The following is a 20,923-nucleotide window of genomic DNA, read 5'->3' as shown; positions in this document are numbered from 1 at the left end:
GCGATCACCCGCCCGCCGTCGACGGGACGGTCTCACCGACGACCGGTGGCGGCGGACTCGCAGGGGACACGGGGGCGGCGGACGCGGCCTCCGTGGGCGTGCCGTCGGCGGGGGCCGTGGAATCCGCCGACGTACCCCCGGCGGGGGGCGCGGACTCGGCCGACGTACCCCCGGCGGAGGGCGCGGACTCCACGGGCGTACCGTCGGCGGCCACTTCCAGGCAGTCGACGAAGCTGACCAGGTCGGGCTGGTCGGTGCCTTCGAGGACCGCGAACTCGCTCGCCGGGTGGCTGCGCAGCAGACACATGTCGTAGCGGGCGACGGTCGGCATGGATCCTTGCTTCTCGGTCGTCCGGTACTCGTGGCGGCCCACCAACTGGCAGGAGTCGTAGCGGATCAGCGGCCCTCGCGGCCCCACCGCGTAGCGGTGCGCACGTACGTCGGCGGAGTAGCTCTTGAAGGCGAGCCCGGTGTCGTCACAGTCACTGAAGTGGATCGTTCCGCTCCTCCACATGCTGTCGATGATCCGCGCGTCCGGGTTGCGTACCTCGAACCGGATGTCCTGGGCGTGGAACCGCTGCACCGAGTCGTGGTGCTGGGCGACGGGGAAGCGGAAGAACGTACTGGTGGTGCCGTATTCCTCGGTGCTCTGAGGGCGGGTGCCGCCGATGATGTACGAGCCGCCCCGGCAGGTGATCGACCCTCCGTAGGGGAACTCGAGGAAGTTGCCCCACTCGTACTCGACCTTCATGTCGTTGAACCAGTAGTTGAGGAACTGGTCCTGGTCGTTGGGGTCCGCCTGCTTGCGGCCCGTGACACCCGAGTACAGGAAGGCCCTGCGGTAGCGCCCGCCGACCCGGCAGGCCTCCCACAGCATCTCCGAGTTGGTGTCCGTGCCGTCCAGGGCGAGCCCGAACTCCCACTCGCCCATCCACTCGCACTCCGAGAACCGGTAGTCCTGCGCCTGCCCGGTGGAGTACGAGCTGAAGAAGGAGGCACCCGGCGTGGCCGAGCGGAACTGCATGCGCTCGAAGGAGAGATTCGCCCAGATGTTCTCGTTGCGGCACAGATAGGAGCCCGGGCCGGTCGCCGGACGGAACACCAGAGTGGTCATGCGTTTGCCCGCGCCCGCGAAGCGCAGACCGTTGGCCGGCTGCGTCGGAGCGACACCGTTCAGCAGTGCGTACGGACGGGTGATGAGGAACTCGCCGGCCGGAATCTGGATCACCGTGCGCCCGACCCCGCGAAGGACCCTCTCCGCCGCGAGACGGTAGGCCTGTTCGAACGCCCCGCTGTCATCGGCCTGCCCGTCGCCCACCGCTCCGAGCTCGGCCACATCGATCACGAAGGTTTTCGCACCGGTGAAGGAGCGGCCCAGCCCGGGGCCGCCCCCCGGCCCCGTGGCGGCGTACGCACTGTGGCCTGCCAGGGCCGTCGCGGCCAGCACCGAGGCTCCGCCACGCAGAACGTGCCGTCGGCTGACACGAGGCATCTGGCCTTCTCTTTCTGCCATAATCGCCTTCTTTCCAGCTATTTCTTCAAACAAGAGGAAACATGTCCGAATTTGCCGAGGCGCTGAGACACCTCTCAACGGCACAGAAGCCCTCGAAGGGGGCGTCGCTCTACACCTTGTTCGTCAATCGTCCGGCCGGCCGGGTGCTGGCCGCAGTGGCCTACCGAGTGGGCGCGACACCCAATCAACTGACCGTTCTAGGAGCCCTGTTCACCTTTCCGGCCCTGGCCGCGGTGGCCCTGCTGCCCCCCGGACCGACGATGTCCGTCTGCGTCGGCACGGCTCTGGCAGTGGGGTTCGCCCTGGACTCGGCGGACGGTCAGCTCGCGCGCGGGCAGCGCTCGGGAAGCCCGTCGGGCGAATGGCTCGACCACGTCCTGGACTGCGTCAAGATCGTCGCCCTCCACCTGGTGGTGCTGGTGTCGTTCTACCGCTTCTTCTCCTTGCCGAGCCCGGCTTACCTGCTGGCACCGATGGTGTTCCAGCTCGCGGCCGTGGTGATCTTCTTCGGCGGGATCCTGACGGAGAAGCTCAAACTGCGGACTCCGGGCCGAGGTCAGGCCGGGTCGACGGCGGGATTGCGGGCCGTGCTGCTCCTGCCGGTCGACTACGGCCTGACCTGCGTCAGCTTCCTATTCCTGGGAAGTCAGGACGTCTTCCTCACGGTGTACTGCGCGCTGTTGCTGGCCCACGTGCTGTTCATGGCCGCCTTCCTGGTCAAGTGGTTCCGCGAGTTGAGCTGAGCGGATCTCCGGCGGCTCGTGCGCGGACAGCATTTTCAGCGCGCCGCTCAGCAGGGTGCTGGAGGTGTGCCTGGTGTAGGGGAAATAGACGACTTCGACGCCCACCTTCGCGAAACGGCGCTCGAACTCCTCCCACTTGGGGGTTCCCCGCCAGTCGTCGCCCTTGAAGATGACGTGGAAGCCCACCCGTCTCCAGGTGTTCAGCTTGTCGACCTCCGACTCCACGACGGCTTCGTCGACGTAGCGAATACTGCGGACGATGTCCAGGCGCTCGGCGAGCGGGATGACCGGCACCTTCCCCTTGAGACGCACGGTCAGGTCGTCGGTGGTCACTCCCACGACGAGGCGGTCGCAGTGCCGACGGGCCTCGCGCAGGATGTTGAGGTGCCCAATGTGGAACAGGTCATAGACGCCGGGTGCGAATCCGATGCGCGTCACCGGTGGCCACCGCCCGTTCTGGACGCGGCCTTCGGCACGGCCACGGTCAGCGCGGCGGACTTGCGCGAGGTGTTCGTCCCGTCCGTCACGTCGATCGTGTACCGGTGGCGCGAGCCGGCCTTCACGGAGTCCGTGTAGTTCATCTGTGCGCGGTCCCAGTAGGCGGAGGACTCGGTCTTGCGCGCGACGAGCTTCCCGTCCCGGTAGATCTTGTACGTCAGCGCGGCGTCGTCACGGTCCCAGGAGGCGCGCCAGGCGATGGTGACCTTGCCGGGCTTGGCGGCTGCCAGCGAGAGGGCGGGAACCTTGGGCGCTCCGGTGTCGCGGTTTCCGAAGCGGGCGAGGCCCATCTGCGGCTTTTCGTTGACCTTGGTGAACTCACCACCCACCCACAGGACGCCCTTCTCGACCGCCAGGGCGCGCGGCCCCACGCCCTCGCCCATCCCGTCGTTGGTGTCGGGGAACCAGTGCAGGATGCTGCGGTCCGTCATCGACTGGGCCATCAGGTGCTGCCGGTCCCCGCTTTCGGGGAACCCTCCGGGCGTGTCCGCGCAGTCGTGCGCGTGCGAGGCGCTGTAGAGGACGCCCTGGAAGGGAACGAGTGCCTGGGTGGCGCCACGGCAGGTGTCCTTCCACACCATGGTGCCGTTGGTGAGACGGCCGGAGATGCGGGGTTCGAGGATGGTCGGCCCGTGGCCCTCGACGCCCACGAAGAAACGGCTGTTGTCACGCACGATCGCCTTCACCGACGCCTGCAACGAGAACCAGCCCGGATAGGACAGGAGCGTCGCGCCGCTGCCGGCGTCGAGGGTGACCAACGCGTGGTCGCTTCTACCGTTGACCGAATCGAAGTCGCCACCGACGAAGAGCTTGCCGTGCGAGGGCGCGGCCGACAAGGCGCGCACCGGGTGGTCGAAATCCGCCTTGAAGGGCAGCAGGGGGCCCTTGGGTTGGAGGGCGGCGACGCGACTTCTGGCCTGACCGCTGACCCGGCTGAAGTCACCTCCGAGATACACGGCGTTGGCTGTCACGTCGATGGCCCGGACAGTGGCGGAGACGGCGGGCCGGAAGTCCGCGCTCAGTGAGCAGTCGGCGGTGTTGATGGCGGCGGCGTTGGCCACCCGGGTGGATCCGACGCTGTTGAAGGAACCGCCCACGTACAGCGTTCGGCCGTCGGGCGAGACCTTCATGGCCCGCAGGCTGTGGTTCAGGCCGGTGAACGACGGGGCGCACGGCAGCAGTTTGCCGGTCACGGCGTCGAACGCGGCGAAGTTGGTGCGTTTCACCGTCTTCTGACCGGGCGCGGAACCCGGCGGACGGACCGTGTCGAAGGAGCCTCCGACATAGACGACGCCGTTCGCCGAGGCCAGCGACCAGACGATGCCATCCGTCTGCCAGGTGCTCAGTGGATCGGCGGAGAACGGGCCGGAGCCGTCGGCGGCCGCGGCGAGGGAGGCGTCGAGCAGGGCCGCGGTGCACACGAGGGTTGTGACAGCAGCCCTGGTGACCGATTTCGTACGGAGCTTTTTCAAGCGCAATGGACACCCCGGATGGCAGTGGCGTGAGTGGAACGAAGGGGGGACGTCTACTGAGTGGGCCCGGACGGTCGATCGTGTCCGGTCTCATGCGGCGCGACGGCGCAGCACTCCGACCAGCTCGTTCACCCTCAGTGACGTCCGATATCGCCACAAACTAATAGCAAATACACACATTCCCAAAGCCATTCCCACGGCGAGTCCTGATGGCGTGTCGCCTTCCAGCGTGCGGACGGCCGCCAACACGACCGAGACGGCCAGCCCGAGTCCGAGGGCGGTCACGTAGCCGCCGTCCACGGAGGGGAAGCCGAGGCGCAGCCGGACGAGCGCGGCCGCCGCGAGGTTCTCCACGATGATGGCCGCGCCCCAGGACACGGCGGTGCCGAGCACGCCCCAGGCCGGTACGGCGAGGAAGCCGACGGTCAGCTGGACCGTGCACGCCGCCGCGGTGACGGCCAGATGCCAGGAGCTCTTGCCTGCCATCAGGAGCACGGTCTGCGCGTTGCCGACCGCGACGTTCACCATCGAGGCGGCGCACAACACCACCAGGGCCGGCGCGCCGTGGACGAACTCCGGTCCGAAGACCGACAGCACGGTCCGGGGGAATCCCGCGACCAGGAGGAACAGGGGCCAGGAGAACAGCACGATCCAGCAGGTCGACACGCGGTGCAGCTCGTGTGCCTCGCGGACCTTGTCGACCGCGAGCAGACGGCTGAGTTCCGGTGCGACGGCGAGCCGGACGGCGAGCTGGATGAGGGTGCCCGCGGTGACGACGCGGCCGATGGCGGTGTACACCCCCGCCTCGTCGGCGGTGGCCAGGACGGACAGCAGGATGACGCCGATCCATGCCGCGCTGATGTCGAAGACGGAGGAGACGGCGCGGGGGGCGGAGAAGCCCCAGAAGGTCCGCCAGGTCAGCGTCCCGTTTCCCGTGGGGTACTTCGTCCCGTGACGGGCGCGACAGCGGCGCAGGGCGATCCAGGCGGCCACCGAGCCGGCCAGGGCGGGCAGCAGCCAGGCCGAGGCCAGGGACAGCAGTCCGGGCGCGTAGCAGGCCACGGGGACGGCGATCAGCACCCGCAGGACCGGTTTGCCGATCTGTTCGATGCCGACGAACGGCACCACCGTCCCGTAGCCCCGGGCCGCGCCCAGCAGGATGGCGCCCACGGTGGCGGCGGGCAGGAAGAGTCCGAAGAGCCGGACCAGGGCGATGGCGTCCGCGGGAGGCAGTTCGGGCAGCAGCGTGGTGGCCACCGCGGGGAACATGACCAGGGGCACGGCGGCCGCGGTGGCGACGAACGCCGCCGGAAGGAGGGCCATCCGCAGCAGCCCGCCCACCGAGCGGCCGTCGTCGACGGCGAGGTCGCGCGGGACGAAGCGGACGAGCCCGGTGTCGGCACCGAGCTTGCAGGCGTTGCTGAGAATGGTGAACAGGGCGACGCCCGTGAAGATGGCACCCGCCCCGCTCGCCCCGACGGCACGGGTGATCAGACCGACCAGAAGAAAGGAGAAGGCGGCGTTCGCGACGGAACCCGCCATCCCCCACCATCCGCCCCGGGCGGCCACGGCCACCGCGCTCGGGGCGGTGGCCCCGGCGCGGCGACGAGTGGTCGCTTCGGCGGTCATCGACGGGAGACCGTGAGCAGGTCGTCCTGCAGGGGCAGATCCATCGACGAGGCGTCGACGGGCGACGGGCGGCGGTGCTTCGGGCGGCGGAACAGGGCACGGAGGCGACGGCGGGGGCGCCCGGCGTCGAGCACGGCCCCGAAGAGACGTCCGCCGGCACAGCCGATCAGTTCCTGCACCTGCCTGAGGTCGTCCCGCCGGGTTCTGTCGAGGCTGGCGATGACGAGGATGCCGTCGACGCGCTGGGCGACCGCCAGCGCGTCGGCGTGCGCGAGGAAGGGCCCCGAGACGACGACGGTGGACGAGGTGGTCTCGGACACCGTCGCGTCCGTCTCGGCGGTGGTCGCCCGGGTGAACGGCCCGGTGACGCCGCCCGACGCGAAGGCGAACCGGCCGGCCGCACCGGCGTCGACGTAGACGCCACCGTCGGTGGGGTACCCCTCCCCCGTGGCGGAGGCTTCGTAGGGAACCAGCGGCAGACGGGCGGCGAGGCCGGAGGTGTCGGGAGCGGCGTCCACCAACAAGACATCGCTCCCTTCCTCGCGCAGGGCCGCGGCCAGGTTGGCGGCGACCTCCTCGGCGGCGCCGGCCCGGCGGGGGGCCACGACGAGTACCTGGCCCGGACCTGCGGCACCGCCGATCTGCCGCAGCCTGAAGGCCAGGGCCCGGTATGCCTCCGTGCGAGGACTGTCGGTGTGACCGACCGTCAGCAGGGCGTCGTCGCCGCCGTCGTCGGACGGCAGGATGCCGAGCACCGGCGAGCGCAGGGCGGCCCGTACCTCACCGACCGACCGGACCCGGGTGTCCAGGGCGGAGCGCACCCAGGCCAGCACGATGCCGAGGAGGAGACCGCAGACCAGCCCGAGGGCGAGCAGGGTGCGCAGGCCCGGTCCGACCGGCAGGGTGGGGGGCTGGGCCGCGCGGACGATGTCACCGCCGTCGGTGTCACGGGACCTGATGTCGAGGACGCGCTTTTGCAGGTTGTAGAGCTGGTTCTGCGCGGCGGGCTTCGCGGTCGCGCGCTCCAGCTGCTGCTGGGCCAGCCGCTGGTTCAGCACGGCGATCTGCTGCTCCAGGGCGCTGATGGCCCGCTGCACGGTGGCGTTGTTACGGATCTTGCGGTCGGCGAGATAGGCCTGGGCGAAGGCGTTGGCGCCGCGCGCCGCGCGCTCCGGCGAGCGGGCGGTGAACTCGAAGCGGAGTACCTGGGACTTCATCGGGTTGGAGACCCGTACCCGGTCCCCGAGCATGCCGGCCTGGCTGCCGGGGCGGCCCAGGAGGCGCGCCGCCTGGTGGGCGACGGCCGCGCTGCCGGCGATCCGTTGCTCCGTGCTCATGCTGACCTGGTTGTCGGCGGAGACACCGACCGCCCCGAAGGGGTCGGTGGTGGAGCGCACCAGGACTTCGCTGGTGGCGGCGTAGGTGTGGGCTCGTTGCAGGGACAGAGCCAGCCCGCCGAGCAGTCCCAGGAGGATGCCCAGCGTGATGAGGACACGGTGGCGCAGGAGCCGGCGCAGTTGGTCGCGTAGCTGGTCCGGCTCGTCGTACCGGTCGTCGAATGGAGTGGGGCCGGTCACGGGTGCCCTCCTGTTCCGGAGATCGATGCATGACGGATGGGTCCGGTCGGCACCGCCGATGAGGGGAACCGGGATGCCCTGCCGGTAGGGGTGCTGATGAGCAGCGGGACGGCCACCAGCAGCGTCAGCGGGCCCGCGATGCCCAGCAGGCTGCCGCGCAGGAGGACCATCTGGTAGAAGGCGAAGGCCGGGACCAACAGCGCCGCCAGGGTGCCTGCCTGGTCCCGGAGCCGGTGGTGCACGTCGTCCATACGCCGTCCGGCGGCGCCGAACAGGCAGAACACGACGACCACCGCCCAGGGGCCGGCCCACAGGTAACTCTCGATCCACAGGGGTGCGGAAAGGTTGACGAAGTCGTATCCCGCGTACTCGGCGAGGGTGATGCCGGTGTCGTCCGGCTTCTCCGGCCACATCGTGCGCGGCACCATGAACAGCGCGGGGCCGAGCGCGTCCTGGGGGGAGTATCCGTTTTCCCGCGCGTAGTCGAGCCCGGTCTGCACCTGCTGGAACGCGTCGTAGTCACCGTTGCCGGTGAACTGGTCGGCGAGCGAGACGACGGTGACGTCCTCCCGTTCGGAGTAGCGGAAGTAGTCGCTGTACGGGAAGACGAGCAGGAGCGCCGAGATGAGACCGACCGCCGCGACGCGGAAGACACGGGGCCGGCGCAACCAGGGCATCGTGAACAGCAGGGTCAGCAGGATCGTGCCGACCCAGAACCTGGGCTTGCTGATGGGGTTGTTGACGACGACGTTCAGTGCGAGGAGCACCGGCAGCAGCAGCCAGCGGACACCGCGCAGCCACCGGTCGCCGCCGGGCAGGCGCGGTACCCGCAGCAGGCCCAGCAGGGCCCAGAACGCGGGCACGGACAGCGACCAGCTGAGCAGGACCTGCAGGAAGGCACCGTCCACGTTGTCGGTGGCGCCGAACTTGGTGATGGCCTGCCGACTGGTGAAGTACGCGCCCAGCCGGCCGGGCTGGCCCGAGATCAGCAACACCGCGAACACGACGGCGATCCCGCACAGCGCCAGCAGGCGCCAGGGCGCCAGACGGCGGGCGAGCAGGCGTTCCATGAGCCCCGGCGCGGTGGGGGCCACGCTTGCGCGGCCCCTTCGGGCGGCGAGGGCCGCTCCGGCGCTGTAGGCGACGAGTCCGAGTTCGATGACCGCCACCGCCCCGACGGTCGTCACCTCGCTGGTCCGGTAGGACCACGGGTACGTGTCGGTGGCGAGCATCGCCAGGGGCGCGAGGCCGAGCCAGATGTAGGCGAAGACCCAGAAGCCGAAGGCGACGAACCGCACCGTGGTCGCGGAGAGCACCCGGGCGAGCGCACCACCGGTGTGTGCCACGACGACACCTTGCAGGGCGAGTGCGGCCGACAGGTGCAGGCCGTGCGACTGGAGGATCAGCGCCGGCAGCAAGACGGTCAGCACCACGGCCCAGACAGAGACCGCAGCCACACTGCGGACGCGCGCGTCCTGCATCCCGACCTCTCTGCCGAACGAGTATTCAGGCTGAATCTTCACTGAAAGATATATAGCGCCTTTAATTCGCAAATCATCCTAGGCGCGCATGATTCACCCACTTCAGCGCGGTCATACCCAGACAGAGTCATCGGGTGATTGTGGATATCGGGCGGCGTGCCTTTTACCTCAAATCATGACAAATCTGCATAGCTTATCGCGCAGGTCTCCGCGCAGCCGGTGCTGGAACGGGCGTCACGTCACGCAGCGGTGGGCCGACTGACCGCACATCAGATCTCCGGATTCCCAGAGGAGTTGCGCATGAGCAAGCAGGTCGACGTCGTCGTCGCCGGAGGCGGGGGATTCATCGGTGGTCACCTGGTGGGCGACCTCCTTGCCCAGGGACTGACCGTCCGCTCCATCGACATCAAGCCCCGCCACGAGTGGTACCAGGTCCACGAGGGCGCCGAGAACGTGATCGCCGACCTGTCGCTCCCGGACAGTGCTCGCGCGGGGGTCCGGGGCGCCCGCCAGGTGTACATGCTGGCCGCCGACATGGGGGGCATGGGCTTCATCGAGAACAACAAGGCCGCCTGCATGATGTCGGTGCTGACCAGCACCCACATGCTCAAGGAAGCACACGAGGCCGGTGTGGAGCGCTACTTCTACTCCTCCTCCGCCTGCGTGTACGCGGCCGACAAGCAGACCGACCCGAACGTCACCGCCCTCAAGGAGGAGGACGCCTATCCGGCGCAGCCGGAGGACGGCTACGGCTGGGAGAAGCTCTTCTCCGAGCGCATGTGCCGCCACTACGCCGAGGACTACGGGTTCGTCACCCGCGTCGCCCGGTACCACAACGTGTACGGCCCGCACGGCACCTGGACAGGAGGCCGGGAGAAGGCTCCGGCCGCGGTGTGCCGGAAGGTGGCCGAGGCGGTCTTCTCGGGCGAGCACCGGATCGAGATCTGGGGCGACGGAGAGCAGAGCCGCTCCTTCATGTACATCGACGACTGCCTGCACGGCAGCCAGATGATCATGGCCGGGGACAGTGGCGTACCGGTCAACCTCGGCTCGTCGGAGCTGGTGACCATCAACCAGCTCGTCGACATCGTCGAGCAGATCGCGGGCGTCCGCTGCGAGCGCGGCTACCGGCTCGACGCCCCGCAGGGGGTGCGCGGACGCAACTCGGACAACACCCTGATCCGCGAGATCCACGGCTGGGAGCCGTCGATCGCCCTGGCCGACGGTCTGGAGAGGACCTACGCCTGGGTCTACGACCAGGTCAAGCGCTCCCACCAGTGACACCCGACCGAGTATCAGGACACGGACAACCGATGAGGATCCTCGTCCACGACTACAGCGGCCACCCGTTCCAGGCCCAGCTGAGCCGGGAACTGGCGCGACGCGGCCACGATGTCGTCCACTCGACCTGTACGGCCTACGTCTCCGGCAAGGGCAACCTCGCCGGGGACATCCCCGGCCTCCGTTTCGTCACCATCGGGGACAGCACCGCGCTGCGGAAGGATGCCTACTTCCGCCGGCTCCGCCAGGAGACGCTGCTGGGCCTCGAACTCGCCCGGCAGGTACAGCGCGAGAGACCCGATGTGGCGCTGCTGTCCAACCTGCCCATTCCGGTGCTGGTGGTCGCGGCGGCCGCGCTGCGGCGGCTGCGCATCCCGTGGGTGCTGTGGCACCAGGACGTGACCGCCGTCGCGTTGAAGAGCTTCGCCGCCGCCGACGTCGCGAAGTCGATGGGCGTCGCCGCCAGGGTCTTCGGGGCGGGCGAGAAGTGGTCGGCGCGCCGGGCGTCGGCCATCGTGGTGATCGCCGAGTCCTTCGTGCGGATCCACCGGCAGTGGGGCACCTCCGGCAAGGTGACCGTCATTCCCAACTGGGCGCCGCTGGACGAGATCGTCCCGGTGTCCCGGGCCAACGCCTGGTCCGACGAGCAGGGTCTGAGCGGTGTGCGGACGCTGCTGTACTCCGGCACCCTGGGCCTGAAGCACAACCCGGAGCTGCTGGTGCGGTTGGCCGAGCGGTTGCGTGACCGCGGCACTCCGGTACGTCTCGTCGTCGTCAACGACGGCCCGGCCGTGCCCGTGCTCAGGCAGGCGGCGGCCGCGCGTGGCGTCGATCTGACGCTGCTGCCCTTCCAGCCCTACGAGCGACTGCCCGAGGTGCTGGGCACGGGCGATCTCCTCGTCGTCCTGCTGGCGGCGGACGCGGGGGAGTTCTCGGTGCCGTCCAAGACCCTGTCCTATCTGTGCGCCGGGCGCCCCGTGCTCGGGCTGATGCCCGCCGACAACCTGGCCTCGCAGTTGCTCCATCAGGCGGGGTCGGCCGTCTTCCCACCGGAGGAGTCCTCACTCGACGAGGCCTCCGTCTGGGTCCAGGAGGTCCTTTTGGACCCGGCGCGCGCCGAGTCGCTGGGCAAGGAGAGCCGTGCCCTGGCCGAGCGGGAGTTCGCCCTGGAGGACTGTGCCTCCCGCTTCGAGGACATCCTGCGGGCGGTGGGCCGGGCCCCCGCGCGCTGAGGGCGGCGTGACCGCTGAACGTGCCGGCCGGCTCGGGTTCGCGTCGCTTGGGCGAGCCCGAGCCGGCCGGCACGTTCGGCGCCCGGTCACGGGCGTCCCGGTCGGCCCCGGTAGATGTCCTCCAACTGGTCCACGACCGCGCGGATCGAGAAGACCTCGTCGATCGCGCGGTGGCCGGCCTCGGCGAGTCCGGTGCGCAGCCCCTCGTCGGCGAGCAGTGCGGCCACCGCGTCCGCCATGGCCTGCGGGCTGCCGTCGGTGACCAGTGCGGCGTGCCTGCGTTCCAGTTCGGCGGCGATGCCGCTGCTGTCCGTGCAGACGACCGGCGTCCCCTCGGCCAGTGCTTCCAGGACCGTCATCGGGAACGGCTCGTGCACGCTCGGGAGGACGTACACGGCGGCTCTCCGGTAGGCCTCCAGCGCCGCCGAGTGGCTCAGCGCACCGCCGTAGGAGACCACATCGGTCAGCCCGCGGTCCGCGACGAGCCGGTTCACCGCCGGGAGGGATCCCTCGTCCGCTCCGTAGAGCGTGAACCGGGCCTCGGGGATCTCCTTGTGCACCAGGGCCGCCATCTCGACGAACGCCTCGGGGCGTTTGCGCGGGTGCAGCCGGGCGAGGAAGATCACCTCGCGGTCGTCGCCCGGCCGGGGCCCCGGCCCGTCACCGGTGGTGCGCAGGCCGTTGGGCAGGGACACCAGCGGTGGCCCGTCCGGGCCGAGCACCGCGGTCAGGGAGCGCCGCTCCCGGTCGGTGAGCACGAGGCAGCAGCGTGCCCGGCGCAGCAAGGGAACGTACAGACGGTCGAAGACCCGGGCGACGACACCGGTACGGGGCTCGACCATGCCGTGCGTCTGGGTGACGAAGTCCTTGCGCCGCAGCCGGGCGACGGCGAGCGCGGCGAGCGAGACGAGGTCCCGTCCCGCATGGAGGTGAACGGCGTCGGCGCGCCCCATGGTTCGCCACAGGTCACGCAGCAGCAGGGGATGCATGAGACCCAGACATCCCCGGCCCGGGACCAGGCGCTTGGCCGGGCGGGAGACGAAACGGACGGCGCCGATGCGGTCCGAGGCCGGTGTCCGGCCCCGCCACAGCGATACCAGGGTCACCTCGTGACCGCGTTCGGCGCACTCCCCCAGTTGGGCGACGGCCACGCTCGTCGGTCCGCCGAAGGCACCGTCGTCGCTGACCAGCGTGACCACATGGACCAGTCTCATGCCGTGGCCCCCTTCGCGGACGAAGCCGTCGCCGAGGTGGCGCGCACGGTCAGGACCGACTCCGGTGCGAGGTCCTGGTGGGCGACGGCACCGGCGCCCACCACCGCGCCGCTGCCGACGGTGACGCCGCGCAGCACCACCGCGCGGGCCGCGACCCAGCTGCCCGGCTCCAGCCGGATGGGGCCGTTGTCGAACTCGAAGGTGGCGCACCGGCGGAGATGGCTGCCGGTGCACAGCAGCGCGCTCTGGGAGACGCAGCAGTCGCTGCCGATCGTGACGGGTTCGAGGTTGAGGATCCAGACGTCCTCGCCGATCCACACGTCGTCGCCGACGTCGAGTTTCCACGGCCAGTGGATCCGCACCCCTCGCCGGATCAGCACCCGCTGTCCGATGCGAGCGCCGAAGGCACGCAGCAGGGCCGGCCGCAGGCGGGCCGGGAACCACCACTTGACGAAGAGCAGATGGAGGGCGGCGAACCAGGCCGCCTGCACCAGCACGGGCCGCCCCTTGTCGTAGCCGGCACCGGTGAAGCCCCGGAGGGTTCGCGTCACGACGGGCCGGTGCGTCCGCTCCGCTCCGGCGTCACCCGGGGGCTGTTCGGTTGTGCTCTGTGCGGCTGTGGTCTGCGCCATGACGGTGTCCCTTCCCGAGGCCCAAGACGTCCACGTCCGGGATCCTTCACGTCACCGCGGACGGATCACCCGAGATCACCGCGTGTTGGCGGCAGACCTGCCCGGATGGAGGATCCGCCCCGAGGGGCGTGCCGGGGGTCGACGGCACGCCCCTCGGGGACACCTGTGTGCTCAGTAGGCTCCTTGGCCGTCCAGCACCGCGCGTACGGTGCGGACCATGACGTTCATGTCCCCGGCCAGGGACCAGTTGTCGACGTAGCGCAGATCGAGCGCGACGGTTTCCCGCCAGGACAGATCCGACCGTCCGCTCACCTGCCACAACCCGGTCAGGCCCGGTTTGACGCTGAGCCGGCGCATCTCCGTCCCGTTGTACTTGACGACCTCCTCGGGCACCGGGGGGCGTGGACCGACCAGGGACATGTGGCCGAACAGGATGTTGAACAGCTGGGGCAGTTCGTCCAGCGAGAAGCGGCGCAGCACGCGCCCCACGGGGGTGACCCGGGGGTCCTGGCGCATCTTGAACATGTGGCCGTCGTTCTCGTTCTGCGCCTCCAGCCCGCCCTTGAGCCGGTCCGCGTCGACCACCATCGTGCGGAACTTCCACATGGCGAACGGCGTCATGTTCCAGCCGACCCGGGTCTGCCGGTAGAGAGCGGGGCCGGGCGATCCCAGCCGGACCGCGAGCGCCAGCGTCAGCAGAAGCGGCGAGAGCAGGAGGATCAACACCAGGGCGCACACCCGGTCCACCACGGACTTGGCCAGCGTGTGCACGCCGCGCTGCAGCGGCGGTGCGATGTGCAGCAGGGTGAGGCCGGCCGCCGAGGTCAGCTGCACCCGTCGGCGTGCCACGTCGACGATGCCGGGCAGCACCATGAGCGAGCGGCCCCGGTCGTGCAGCATCCAGGACAGCCGGCGCACCCGCTCGCCGGACAGGTACCGGCCCGGGGCCACGAAGACCAGGTCGGCCGCGAGTTCGTCGGCGGCCCCGAGCACCGCCGTGGCGTCCGCCTCGGGTGTCTCGGGCTCCTCGCAGGGCAGTCGCACGCACACCGGAACCCCGGAGCGCACCTCGCCCTCGCCCACCGGGCAGGATCCGACGATCACGTACTCGTGGTCGGTGCGCTGGGCGAGCTGCTCGACCACGGCGTCGACGGTCGGGGGCTCACCCACGACCAGCACGTGGCGCAGGGCGCGGGCCTGGCGGCGGGCCGCCAGCAGATGACGGTGAATCAGCTTCTGTGAGAGGCCGGTGAGGATCAGTGCGGGGATCAGCGCCGTGAACGCCTCTGCGGGCACGCTGTCGAGCCCGCAGACCACACGGAGCGTCGCCAGAGCGCCGACCAGGACCAGCCAGTCCCGTACGACGGCCCGCAGGCCGCCCTTGTCGCCCCAGTCCAAGGACGTGTACCGCTTGCTCATCACGCCGATCAGCGGCCACAGCAGGGCCGCGGCGGCCGCCAGGCGCAGCGGGTGGGGTTCGTGAACCTTCACGATCGCCGCGGCGACCGGCAGGGCCGCGGACAGCAGATCCACACACACCGAGAAGGGGCAGTACCAGCGTGCCCGGGTCTCCGCACGGTAGACGGGGCGGCGCGCCACGGGAACTGGCGCCTGCCGGGACATCGCGTTCTTGAACCGCCGCATGGTCTCCTCTCAACCCCCGATCACAGATCACGGGCGCACCGCGCGGACCAGAGTCGCGCGCAGTCACGCCCTTGGATGTGATTCTTATATCATTGGATGGGTAGCAATATCGTACTTTTATACCTGCCTCTGTGTGGCGCTCAGGGCATGGTGGAGTGACGCGCCGAGGCGCACCGAGGCGCGCCGGCACAGGTGACATCACGGTCACCGCGGAGAGGAGCCCCGCATGTCGAACCACACGTATCGGGTCACGGAGATCGTCGGTACCTCACCCGAGGGCGTCGACCAGGCCGTCCGCAACGGCATCGCCCGTGCCGCACAGACCCTCCGCAACCTCGACTGGTTCGAGATCACCCAGGTACGGGGCCAGATCGAGGAGGGACAGGTGGCGCACTGGCAGGTCGGTCTGAAGGTGGGTTTCCGGCTGGACGAGTCGGACTGACGTCCCGGACCGGGTCCCGGTGGGGCCTCGATCCGTGCGGAGTGGCGTCAGGTCCGCCCCTCACGTTCCTGCGCCACCTTGAGCTCCGCGGACTGGGCCGCCCAGCGTGCCCGTACGACCCTGAAGCCGGCCCGTTCGGCGTCCTCGCACACCAGCTCGTCGTCGTCCACGAGCACCCGGACCTCCCGGGTGCCGGCCAGCCGGCGGAGGGTCTCCAGCTTGGTCCGTCGGGCGGGCCTGCGGTCGTTGTCAGGCCGCATGTACAGGCGCCCTTCGGGCAGGCCCTGCGCGGCGAGCCAGTCCAGTGTGTCGCGCCGACAGCGCTCCGGCCGGCCGGTGAGGTAGACGACCTCGCACTCCCGAGCGCTCTGAAGGGCCAGCGCCACGCCCTCGGCGAGCGGCGGATCCTGCGGCGCGGCGGCGAAGAAGCCGTCCCAGTCGCGCGGCTTGCGCTCCAGGAACCGCTGCCGGTGGTCCGTGTCGGCGAGGGTGTTGTCCAGGTCGAACACGGCGAGCGGAAGACTGCTGCTGTCGGTCACACGTTCCACCCTAGACACCCGGCGGGCCCCACGCCCCCGGCGGCCACTGCGTGGAGTTGCGGGTCACGGCGACGACGACCTCGAGACGGGCACCCCGGCGGCATCGCGTGACCATCGTGGGCCGCATGCTTCTCCCATGCCTTCGACGCCCCGAACACCCCTGTCCGGCTCCGCCTCCTGCACGCTCGTCGTCTGCCGGGGCTGCTGCTGCGGCAACGCCCGCAAACAGCCCGGCACCGACCCGGCCTGGCAACTGGAGCTGCTGCGGGCGGGTGCCGCCGAACACGGATTCCGGGTCCGTACGACCGACTGCCTGGGCCCCTGCGACCAGGCCAACGTGATCGTGGTCCGCCCGTCGGCTGCCGGGCGCCGGGCCGGCGGGCGGGCGGTGTGGATCGGGTTCGTCATGGACGACGACAGCACCGAGGAGGTCGTGCGGTGGGCGGCGGCCGGCGGGCCCGGTGTCGCCGAGCCGCCGCTCACGCTGGAGTTGCAGTTCATCCAGCCACCCCGGGACGCCCGCGTCCGGTCCCGGCGGTGAGCATCCCAGCCGGACGCAGCACTACAGCCGACCGCCGACCGCCCGTCACTGTCCAGCGGTGTAGAAGTGGCGGCGGACCCGGTGCAGCCACGCCTCCGCCGCCGCCTCGTCGGGTTCCTCCGGCAGCACGCCGCGGGTCTCGTCGAAGGCGGTCTCGTAGTGGCGGAGCAGGGACAGCGCGGCCGACGGGTCGGCGGCCACCCGGTCGCCGAACGCGTGGTACTCCTCGGGGTCCTCGACGCGGATCTCCAGCCGGCCGGTGGCATACAGCTCCAGACCCTGGTGGCACAGCCGCTTCAGGTGCCGGGCGTGCTTGGCCGTACGCCGCCGGGTGTCCGCGGAGAACGAGCCGTCGCCGCGGTGCTCCAGCCGGCGGAACTGCTGGGTGGCGTACCCGAGATAGGCGTCCCGGACGCGCTTCGCGCACAGGAACGACGTACGGATGCCGATGAGTTCCTCGCCCAGCGGCGTCCGGAGCTCGTACAGCTCGTCCGGGAGCCACACCAGCTCCATGACGGTCGGATTGCCGCCGAGGGCGAGCCGGCACCACTTCGCGGCCTCGTGCAGGGTACGGTCCGGTGCCGTGGTGACGTGGGACTCCTTCGGGCCGCGCAGGCCGTGCAGGTCGGTGGTGGGCGCGGCGAACAGGCCGAGGCGGTCGACGTCGGAGCCGGCGTGGGCGAGTCCGTACGCGGTGGAGCCGACGACGCCGGACAGCAGGAGGTTCGGGACGGTCACGGTCAGCCGCCTTCCTTGGGTGTGACGAGGTGGACGTGCGGCCGCCGCGGAGGGTGTGTCCCATTGTGCTGACCAGCCCGATCGCGGTCACCCGGATTTTCCCGGACCCGGCCGGGCCGACCGCGGACGGGAATGTCACCGCCCGCCACGCGTTGAACCCCGTGTGAGTTCCCTGATCGCCGCCACCCGCTTCTCCGTCCTCGACCGTTCCCGGACCCGGGAGGGCCACACGAACGCCGAGGCGCTGCGCGACACCGTGCGCATGGCGCGGGAACTGGAGCAGCTGGGCTACCACCGGTTCTGGGTGTCGGAGCACCACGGGGTGCCCGGCGTCGCCGGTTCCGCGCCGACCGTGCTGGCCGCCGCGGTGGCCGCCGCGACCGAGCGGATCCGGGTCGGCACCGGCGGGGTGATGCTGCCCAACCACCAGCCCCTGGTGGTGGCCGAGCAGTTCGGGGTGCTGGAGTCCCTCTTCCCCGGGCGGATCGACATGGGGCTCGGCCGTTCCGTGGGCTTCACCGACGGGGTGCGCAGGGCGCTGGGGCGCGGCAAGGACGTGGCCGACGATTTCGCGGCGCAGCTCGACGACCTGCTCGGCTGGTTCCGGGGCACGTCCCCCACGGGCGTGCACGCGCGCCCCGCCGAGGGGCTGACGGTGCCGCCGTTCGTCCTGGCCATGGGCGAGGGCGCGACGATCGCGGCCGACGCCGGGCTGCCCATGGTCATCGGTGACCTGCGGAACCGCGAGAAGATGCGGCGCGGCATCGACCACTACCGCACGCGGTTCCGCCCCTCGCCGTGGGCGCGGGAGCCGTACGTCGTCATCTCGGGCACGATCGCGGTGTCCGCCACGCCCGAGGAGGCCCGACGGCTGCTGATACCGGAGGCCTGGTCCATGGCGTACGCGCGCACCCACGGCACCTTCCCGCCGCTGCCGTCCGCCGAGCGGGTGGAGGCACTGGCGATGACCGAGAAGGAACGCGGCTTCTACGAGTCCGGGCTGACTGGGCACATCGCCGGCACCGAGGAGCAGGTCGCGCACGAGCTGGAGACGGTGCTGAAGGAGACGGGAGCCGAGGAAGTCCTGGTCACCACGAGCGGTTACGACCGGGAGGCCCTCCTGGACTCCTATCGGCGGCTGGCCCGGATCACCGCCCGCTGAGCCCCGCCCGCCCGGCCGCCGCCCCACGGGTTCGCATAGGATCGCGGGGTTTGTCCTCGTCCCGGCCAGGAAACCCGTCCAGGAAACCCGTACGGAGTGCCCCCTCATGCCCGACTCGCACGACCCATACGTCCGCGTTCGCGGTGCCCGCGAGCACAACCTCCAGGATGTGGACGTCGACATCCCCCGGGACGTGCTGGCCGTGTTCACCGGCGTGTCGGGTTCGGGGAAGTCGTCGCTGGCGTTCGGCACGATCTACGCGGAGGCGCAGCGGCGCTACTTCGAGTCGGTCGCGCCGTACGCGCGTCGGCTGATCCACCAGGTCGGGGCGCCGAAGGTCGGTGAGATCAACGGCCTGCCGCCCGCGGTGTCGCTCCAGCAGCGCAGGTCGGCGCCCACGTCCCGTTCCTCCGTCGGTACGGTGACCAACCTGTCGAACTCCCTGCGGATGCTGTACTCCCGGGCCGGGGACTACCCGCCGGGCGCCGAGCGGCTCGACTCGGACGCCTTCTCCCCCAACACGACGGCCGGGGCCTGCCCACAGTGCCACGGGCTGGGCCGGGTGCACCGTACGACGGAGCAGTCGCTGGTCCCCGACCCGGCACTGTCGATCCGTGAGGGCGCCGTGGCCGCCTGGCCGGGCGCCTGGCAGGGCAAGAACCTGCGGGACGTCCTCGACGCGCTCGGGTACGACGTGGACCGGCCCTGGCGGGAGCTGCCGGCCGAGCAGCGCGAGTGGATCCTGTTCACGGACGAGCAGCCGGTCGTCACCGTGCACCCGGTCCGGGACGCCGAACGCATCCAACGGCCCTACCAGGGCACGTACATGAGCGCCCGGCGGTATGTGATGAAGACGTTCGCGGACTCGAAGAGCCCCACCCTGCGGGCCAGGGCGGAGCGCTTCCTCACCAGCGCTCCCTGCCCGGCCTGCGGCGGCAGCCGGCTGCGTCCCGAGGCGCTGGCGGTGACCTTCACGGGCCGCACGATCGCCGACCTGGCGGCACTGCCGCTGGTGGAGCTGGCGGCCGCTCTCGAAACCGCCGCCTCGGAGGCGGGCCGGGTACTCACCGCCGACCTCAGGTCCCGTATCGCACCCGTGGTGGAGCTCGGCCTCGGCTACCTGAGCCTGGACCGGGCCACCCCGACCCTCTCGGCGGGTGAACTGCAACGGCTGCGGCTGGCCACCCAGTTGCGGTCGGGACTGTTCGGAGTCGTCTACGTCCTCGACGAACCGTCCGCCGGACTGCACCCGGCGGACACCGAGGCGCTGCTGACGGTGCTGGAGCGCTTGAAGGCGTCCGGGAACTCGGTGTTCGTGGTGGAGCACCACCTCGATGTGGTACGCGGCGCCGACTGGCTGGTGGACGTGGGACCGCTCGCCGGCGAGCACGGCGGGCGGGTGCTGCACAGCGGGCCGGTGGCGGAGCTGGCCGGTGTCGCGGAGTCCGCCACGGCGCGTTACCTGTTCGACCGGTCCTCCGTACCCGACCGCGAAGTGCGCCCGGCGCGCGGCGAGTTGAAGGTCGGTCCGGTCACCCGGCACAACCTGCGCGGGGTGAGCGCCGAGTTCCCCCTCGGTGTGCTGACCGCGGTCACGGGCGTCTCCGGATCCGGCAAGTCCACACTCATCGGGGAGATCACGGAGGACCTGCCGGGCGTGCGGCGGCTGGTGTCGGTCGACCAGAAGCCCATCGGGCGGACCCCGCGCTCCAACCTGGCCACGTACACCGGCCTGTTCGACGTGGTGCGGAAGGTGTTCGCGGCCACCGACGAGGCCCGCTCGCGGGGTTACGGCGTCGGCCGGTTCTCCTTCAACGTGCCCGGAGGGCGCTGCGAGACCTGCCAGGGCGAAGGGTACGTGACCGTCGAGCTGCTGTTCCTGCCGAGCACCTACGCTCCCTGCCCGGACTGCGGCGGCGCGCGCTACAACCCCGAGACGCTGGAAGTGACGTACCGGGGGCGGAACATCGCGCAGGTGCTCGACCTGACCGTCGAGGCGGCGGCTGAGTTCTTCGCCGACACCCCGGCCGTGGCCCGCAGTCTCGGCGCCCTGCTGGACGTCGGCCTCGGCTATCCGCGTCTGGGTCAGCCCGCGACCGAGCTGTCCGGCGGGGAGGCCCAACGCATCAAGCTGGCCAGCGAGTTGCAGCGCGGGCGCCGCGGTCACACCCTCTACCTCGTCGACGAGCCGACGAGCGGTCTGCATCCGGCCGACGTCGAGGTGCTGATGGGCCGGCTGCACGCTCTCGTCGACGCCGGGCACACGGTGGTCGTCGTCGAGCACGACATGGCGGTCGTCGCGGGCGCGGACTGGGTGATCGACCTCGGGCCGGGTGGCGGCGACGCGGGCGGACGGATCGTGGCGGCGGGGCCGCCGGCTGAGGTGGCGCGGGCGGAGGGGAGCACCACGGCCACGTATCTGAGGCGGGCGCTGTCCGGGGACGCCTGAGACGACAGGCGGGGCCGGCCGGACCGGCGGAGCTCGCGGGGCGCCGGGGCTGAGGGCACGCACACGGCTGACCCCGCCGACCCCCACTGGCCCCGCGACCCCGCCGACAAGACCGCAAGGCCGCTCTGAAGGGCGG

General features: G+C 70.8%; 18 protein-coding genes. 7 read left to right on the top strand and 11 right to left on the bottom strand.

The genetic code is table 11. From position 1 onward, the window contains the following. Window positions 1-4: 4 nt before the first annotated feature. Window positions 5-1,492: a hypothetical protein gene (locus tag ACFYRY_RS39525; RefSeq protein WP_389157310.1), complete on the bottom strand. Its 1,488-nt coding sequence runs from the start codon at window positions 1,490-1,492 to the stop codon at window positions 5-7. 62 nt (window positions 1,493-1,554) lie between these two features. On the opposite strand from ACFYRY_RS39525, the gene ACFYRY_RS39520 reads away from it, so the two are divergent. Continuing rightward, window positions 1,555-2,256 carry a CDP-alcohol phosphatidyltransferase family protein gene (locus ACFYRY_RS39520; protein ID WP_389157307.1) on the top strand — a complete coding sequence of 234 codons (702 nt, stop codon included), beginning with the start codon at window positions 1,555-1,557 and terminating at the stop codon, window positions 2,254-2,256. Here ACFYRY_RS39520 and ACFYRY_RS39515 read toward each other — a convergent pair. From ACFYRY_RS39515 to ACFYRY_RS39495, 5 genes are all read right to left on the bottom strand, one after another. Beyond that, a complete protein-coding gene (locus ACFYRY_RS39515; RefSeq protein WP_389157305.1) occupies window positions 2,146-2,694 on the bottom strand; it encodes an adenylyltransferase/cytidyltransferase family protein in 549 nt (182 codons plus the stop codon). The two genes, ACFYRY_RS39520 and ACFYRY_RS39515, sit on opposite strands and share 111 nt — an antisense overlap. Next, on the bottom strand, window positions 2,691-4,175 hold the full coding sequence (locus ACFYRY_RS39510; RefSeq protein ID WP_389157302.1) for a fibronectin type III domain-containing protein: 1,485 nt from the start codon (window positions 4,173-4,175) through the stop codon (window positions 2,691-2,693). The genes ACFYRY_RS39515 and ACFYRY_RS39510 overlap by 4 nt, the downstream gene beginning before the upstream one ends. 141 nt (window positions 4,176-4,316) lie before the next feature. Beyond that, window positions 4,317-5,855 (bottom strand): lipopolysaccharide biosynthesis protein, encoded by a 1,539-nt coding sequence (locus tag ACFYRY_RS39505; RefSeq protein ID WP_389157299.1) that lies wholly within the window; start codon window positions 5,853-5,855, stop codon window positions 4,317-4,319. After that, entirely contained in the window at window positions 5,852-7,432 is a 1,581-nt protein-coding gene (locus tag ACFYRY_RS39500; RefSeq protein ID WP_389157296.1) for a hypothetical protein, read from the bottom strand. Before ACFYRY_RS39500 ends, ACFYRY_RS39505 begins: the two co-directional genes overlap by 4 nt. Next, window positions 7,429-8,913, bottom strand: a complete 1,485-nt coding sequence (locus tag ACFYRY_RS39495; protein WP_389157293.1) for a hypothetical protein — start codon at window positions 8,911-8,913, stop codon at window positions 7,429-7,431. Before ACFYRY_RS39495 ends, ACFYRY_RS39500 begins: the two co-directional genes overlap by 4 nt. A gap of 300 nt (window positions 8,914-9,213) precedes the next feature. On the opposite strand from ACFYRY_RS39495, the gene ACFYRY_RS39490 reads away from it, so the two are divergent. After that, the gene (locus tag ACFYRY_RS39490; protein WP_389157290.1) at window positions 9,214-10,194 is read left to right on the top strand and encodes an NAD-dependent epimerase/dehydratase family protein; all 981 of its coding nucleotides are present in this window, start codon (window positions 9,214-9,216) and stop codon (window positions 10,192-10,194) included. Window positions 10,195-10,226: 32 nt separating this feature from the next. Beyond that, complete coding sequence (locus ACFYRY_RS39485) at window positions 10,227-11,426, top strand: glycosyltransferase family 4 protein (RefSeq protein ID WP_389157287.1); 1,200 nt, start codon at window positions 10,227-10,229, stop codon at window positions 11,424-11,426. An 86-nt stretch (window positions 11,427-11,512) separates the two neighbouring features. On the opposite strand, the gene ACFYRY_RS39480 is transcribed toward ACFYRY_RS39485, so the two are convergent. The 3 genes from ACFYRY_RS39480 to ACFYRY_RS39470 form a co-directional block, all read right to left on the bottom strand. Further along, window positions 11,513-12,640, bottom strand: coding sequence for a glycosyltransferase (locus tag ACFYRY_RS39480; protein WP_389157284.1), 1,128 nt, complete (start codon window positions 12,638-12,640; stop codon window positions 11,513-11,515). Next, the gene (locus ACFYRY_RS39475; RefSeq protein ID WP_389157281.1) at window positions 12,637-13,272 is read right to left on the bottom strand and encodes a putative colanic acid biosynthesis acetyltransferase; all 636 of its coding nucleotides are present in this window, start codon (window positions 13,270-13,272) and stop codon (window positions 12,637-12,639) included. Before ACFYRY_RS39475 ends, ACFYRY_RS39480 begins: the two co-directional genes overlap by 4 nt. Before the next feature lie 171 nt (window positions 13,273-13,443). Next, the gene (locus ACFYRY_RS39470) at window positions 13,444-14,805 is read right to left on the bottom strand and encodes a sugar transferase (RefSeq protein WP_389157445.1); all 1,362 of its coding nucleotides are present in this window, start codon (window positions 14,803-14,805) and stop codon (window positions 13,444-13,446) included. A gap of 337 nt (window positions 14,806-15,142) precedes the next feature. On the opposite strand from ACFYRY_RS39470, the gene ACFYRY_RS39465 reads away from it, so the two are divergent. Further along, window positions 15,143-15,358 carry a dodecin gene (locus ACFYRY_RS39465; protein ID WP_356773504.1) on the top strand — a complete coding sequence of 72 codons (216 nt, stop codon included), beginning with the start codon at window positions 15,143-15,145 and terminating at the stop codon, window positions 15,356-15,358. 47 nt (window positions 15,359-15,405) lie between these two features. On the opposite strand, the gene ACFYRY_RS39460 is transcribed toward ACFYRY_RS39465, so the two are convergent. After that, a complete protein-coding gene (locus tag ACFYRY_RS39460) occupies window positions 15,406-15,897 on the bottom strand; it encodes a hypothetical protein (RefSeq protein WP_389157278.1) in 492 nt (163 codons plus the stop codon). Window positions 15,898-16,033: 136 nt separating this feature from the next. Here ACFYRY_RS39460 and ACFYRY_RS39455 point away from each other — a divergent pair, with 136 nt between their 5' ends. Beyond that, the gene (locus ACFYRY_RS39455; protein WP_389157275.1) at window positions 16,034-16,438 is read left to right on the top strand and encodes a (2Fe-2S) ferredoxin domain-containing protein; all 405 of its coding nucleotides are present in this window, start codon (window positions 16,034-16,036) and stop codon (window positions 16,436-16,438) included. A gap of 45 nt (window positions 16,439-16,483) precedes the next feature. Here the strand turns inward: ACFYRY_RS39455 and ACFYRY_RS39450 are convergent, their stop codons facing one another. Continuing rightward, window positions 16,484-17,176: a DNA polymerase beta superfamily protein gene (locus tag ACFYRY_RS39450; protein WP_389157273.1), complete on the bottom strand. Its 693-nt coding sequence runs from the start codon at window positions 17,174-17,176 to the stop codon at window positions 16,484-16,486. 163 nt (window positions 17,177-17,339) lie between these two features. Between ACFYRY_RS39450 and ACFYRY_RS39445 the strand changes: the two genes are divergently transcribed. Both ACFYRY_RS39445 and ACFYRY_RS39440 read left to right on the top strand, forming a co-directional pair. Continuing rightward, complete coding sequence (locus tag ACFYRY_RS39445; RefSeq protein WP_389157270.1) at window positions 17,340-18,338, top strand: LLM class flavin-dependent oxidoreductase; 999 nt, start codon at window positions 17,340-17,342, stop codon at window positions 18,336-18,338. A gap of 106 nt (window positions 18,339-18,444) precedes the next feature. Continuing rightward, the gene (locus ACFYRY_RS39440; RefSeq protein ID WP_389157267.1) at window positions 18,445-20,787 is read left to right on the top strand and encodes an ATP-binding cassette domain-containing protein; all 2,343 of its coding nucleotides are present in this window, start codon (window positions 18,445-18,447) and stop codon (window positions 20,785-20,787) included. The last annotated feature ends 136 nt before the right edge of the window (window positions 20,788-20,923 follow it).

It is taken from the genome of Streptomyces sp. NPDC005263, from assembly GCF_042872365.1.
Taxonomy (GTDB): domain Bacteria; phylum Actinomycetota; class Actinomycetes; order Streptomycetales; family Streptomycetaceae; genus Streptomyces.
The sequence above is the reverse complement of the archived record's forward strand: the minus strand, read 5'-3'. Positions and strand labels throughout refer to the sequence as shown.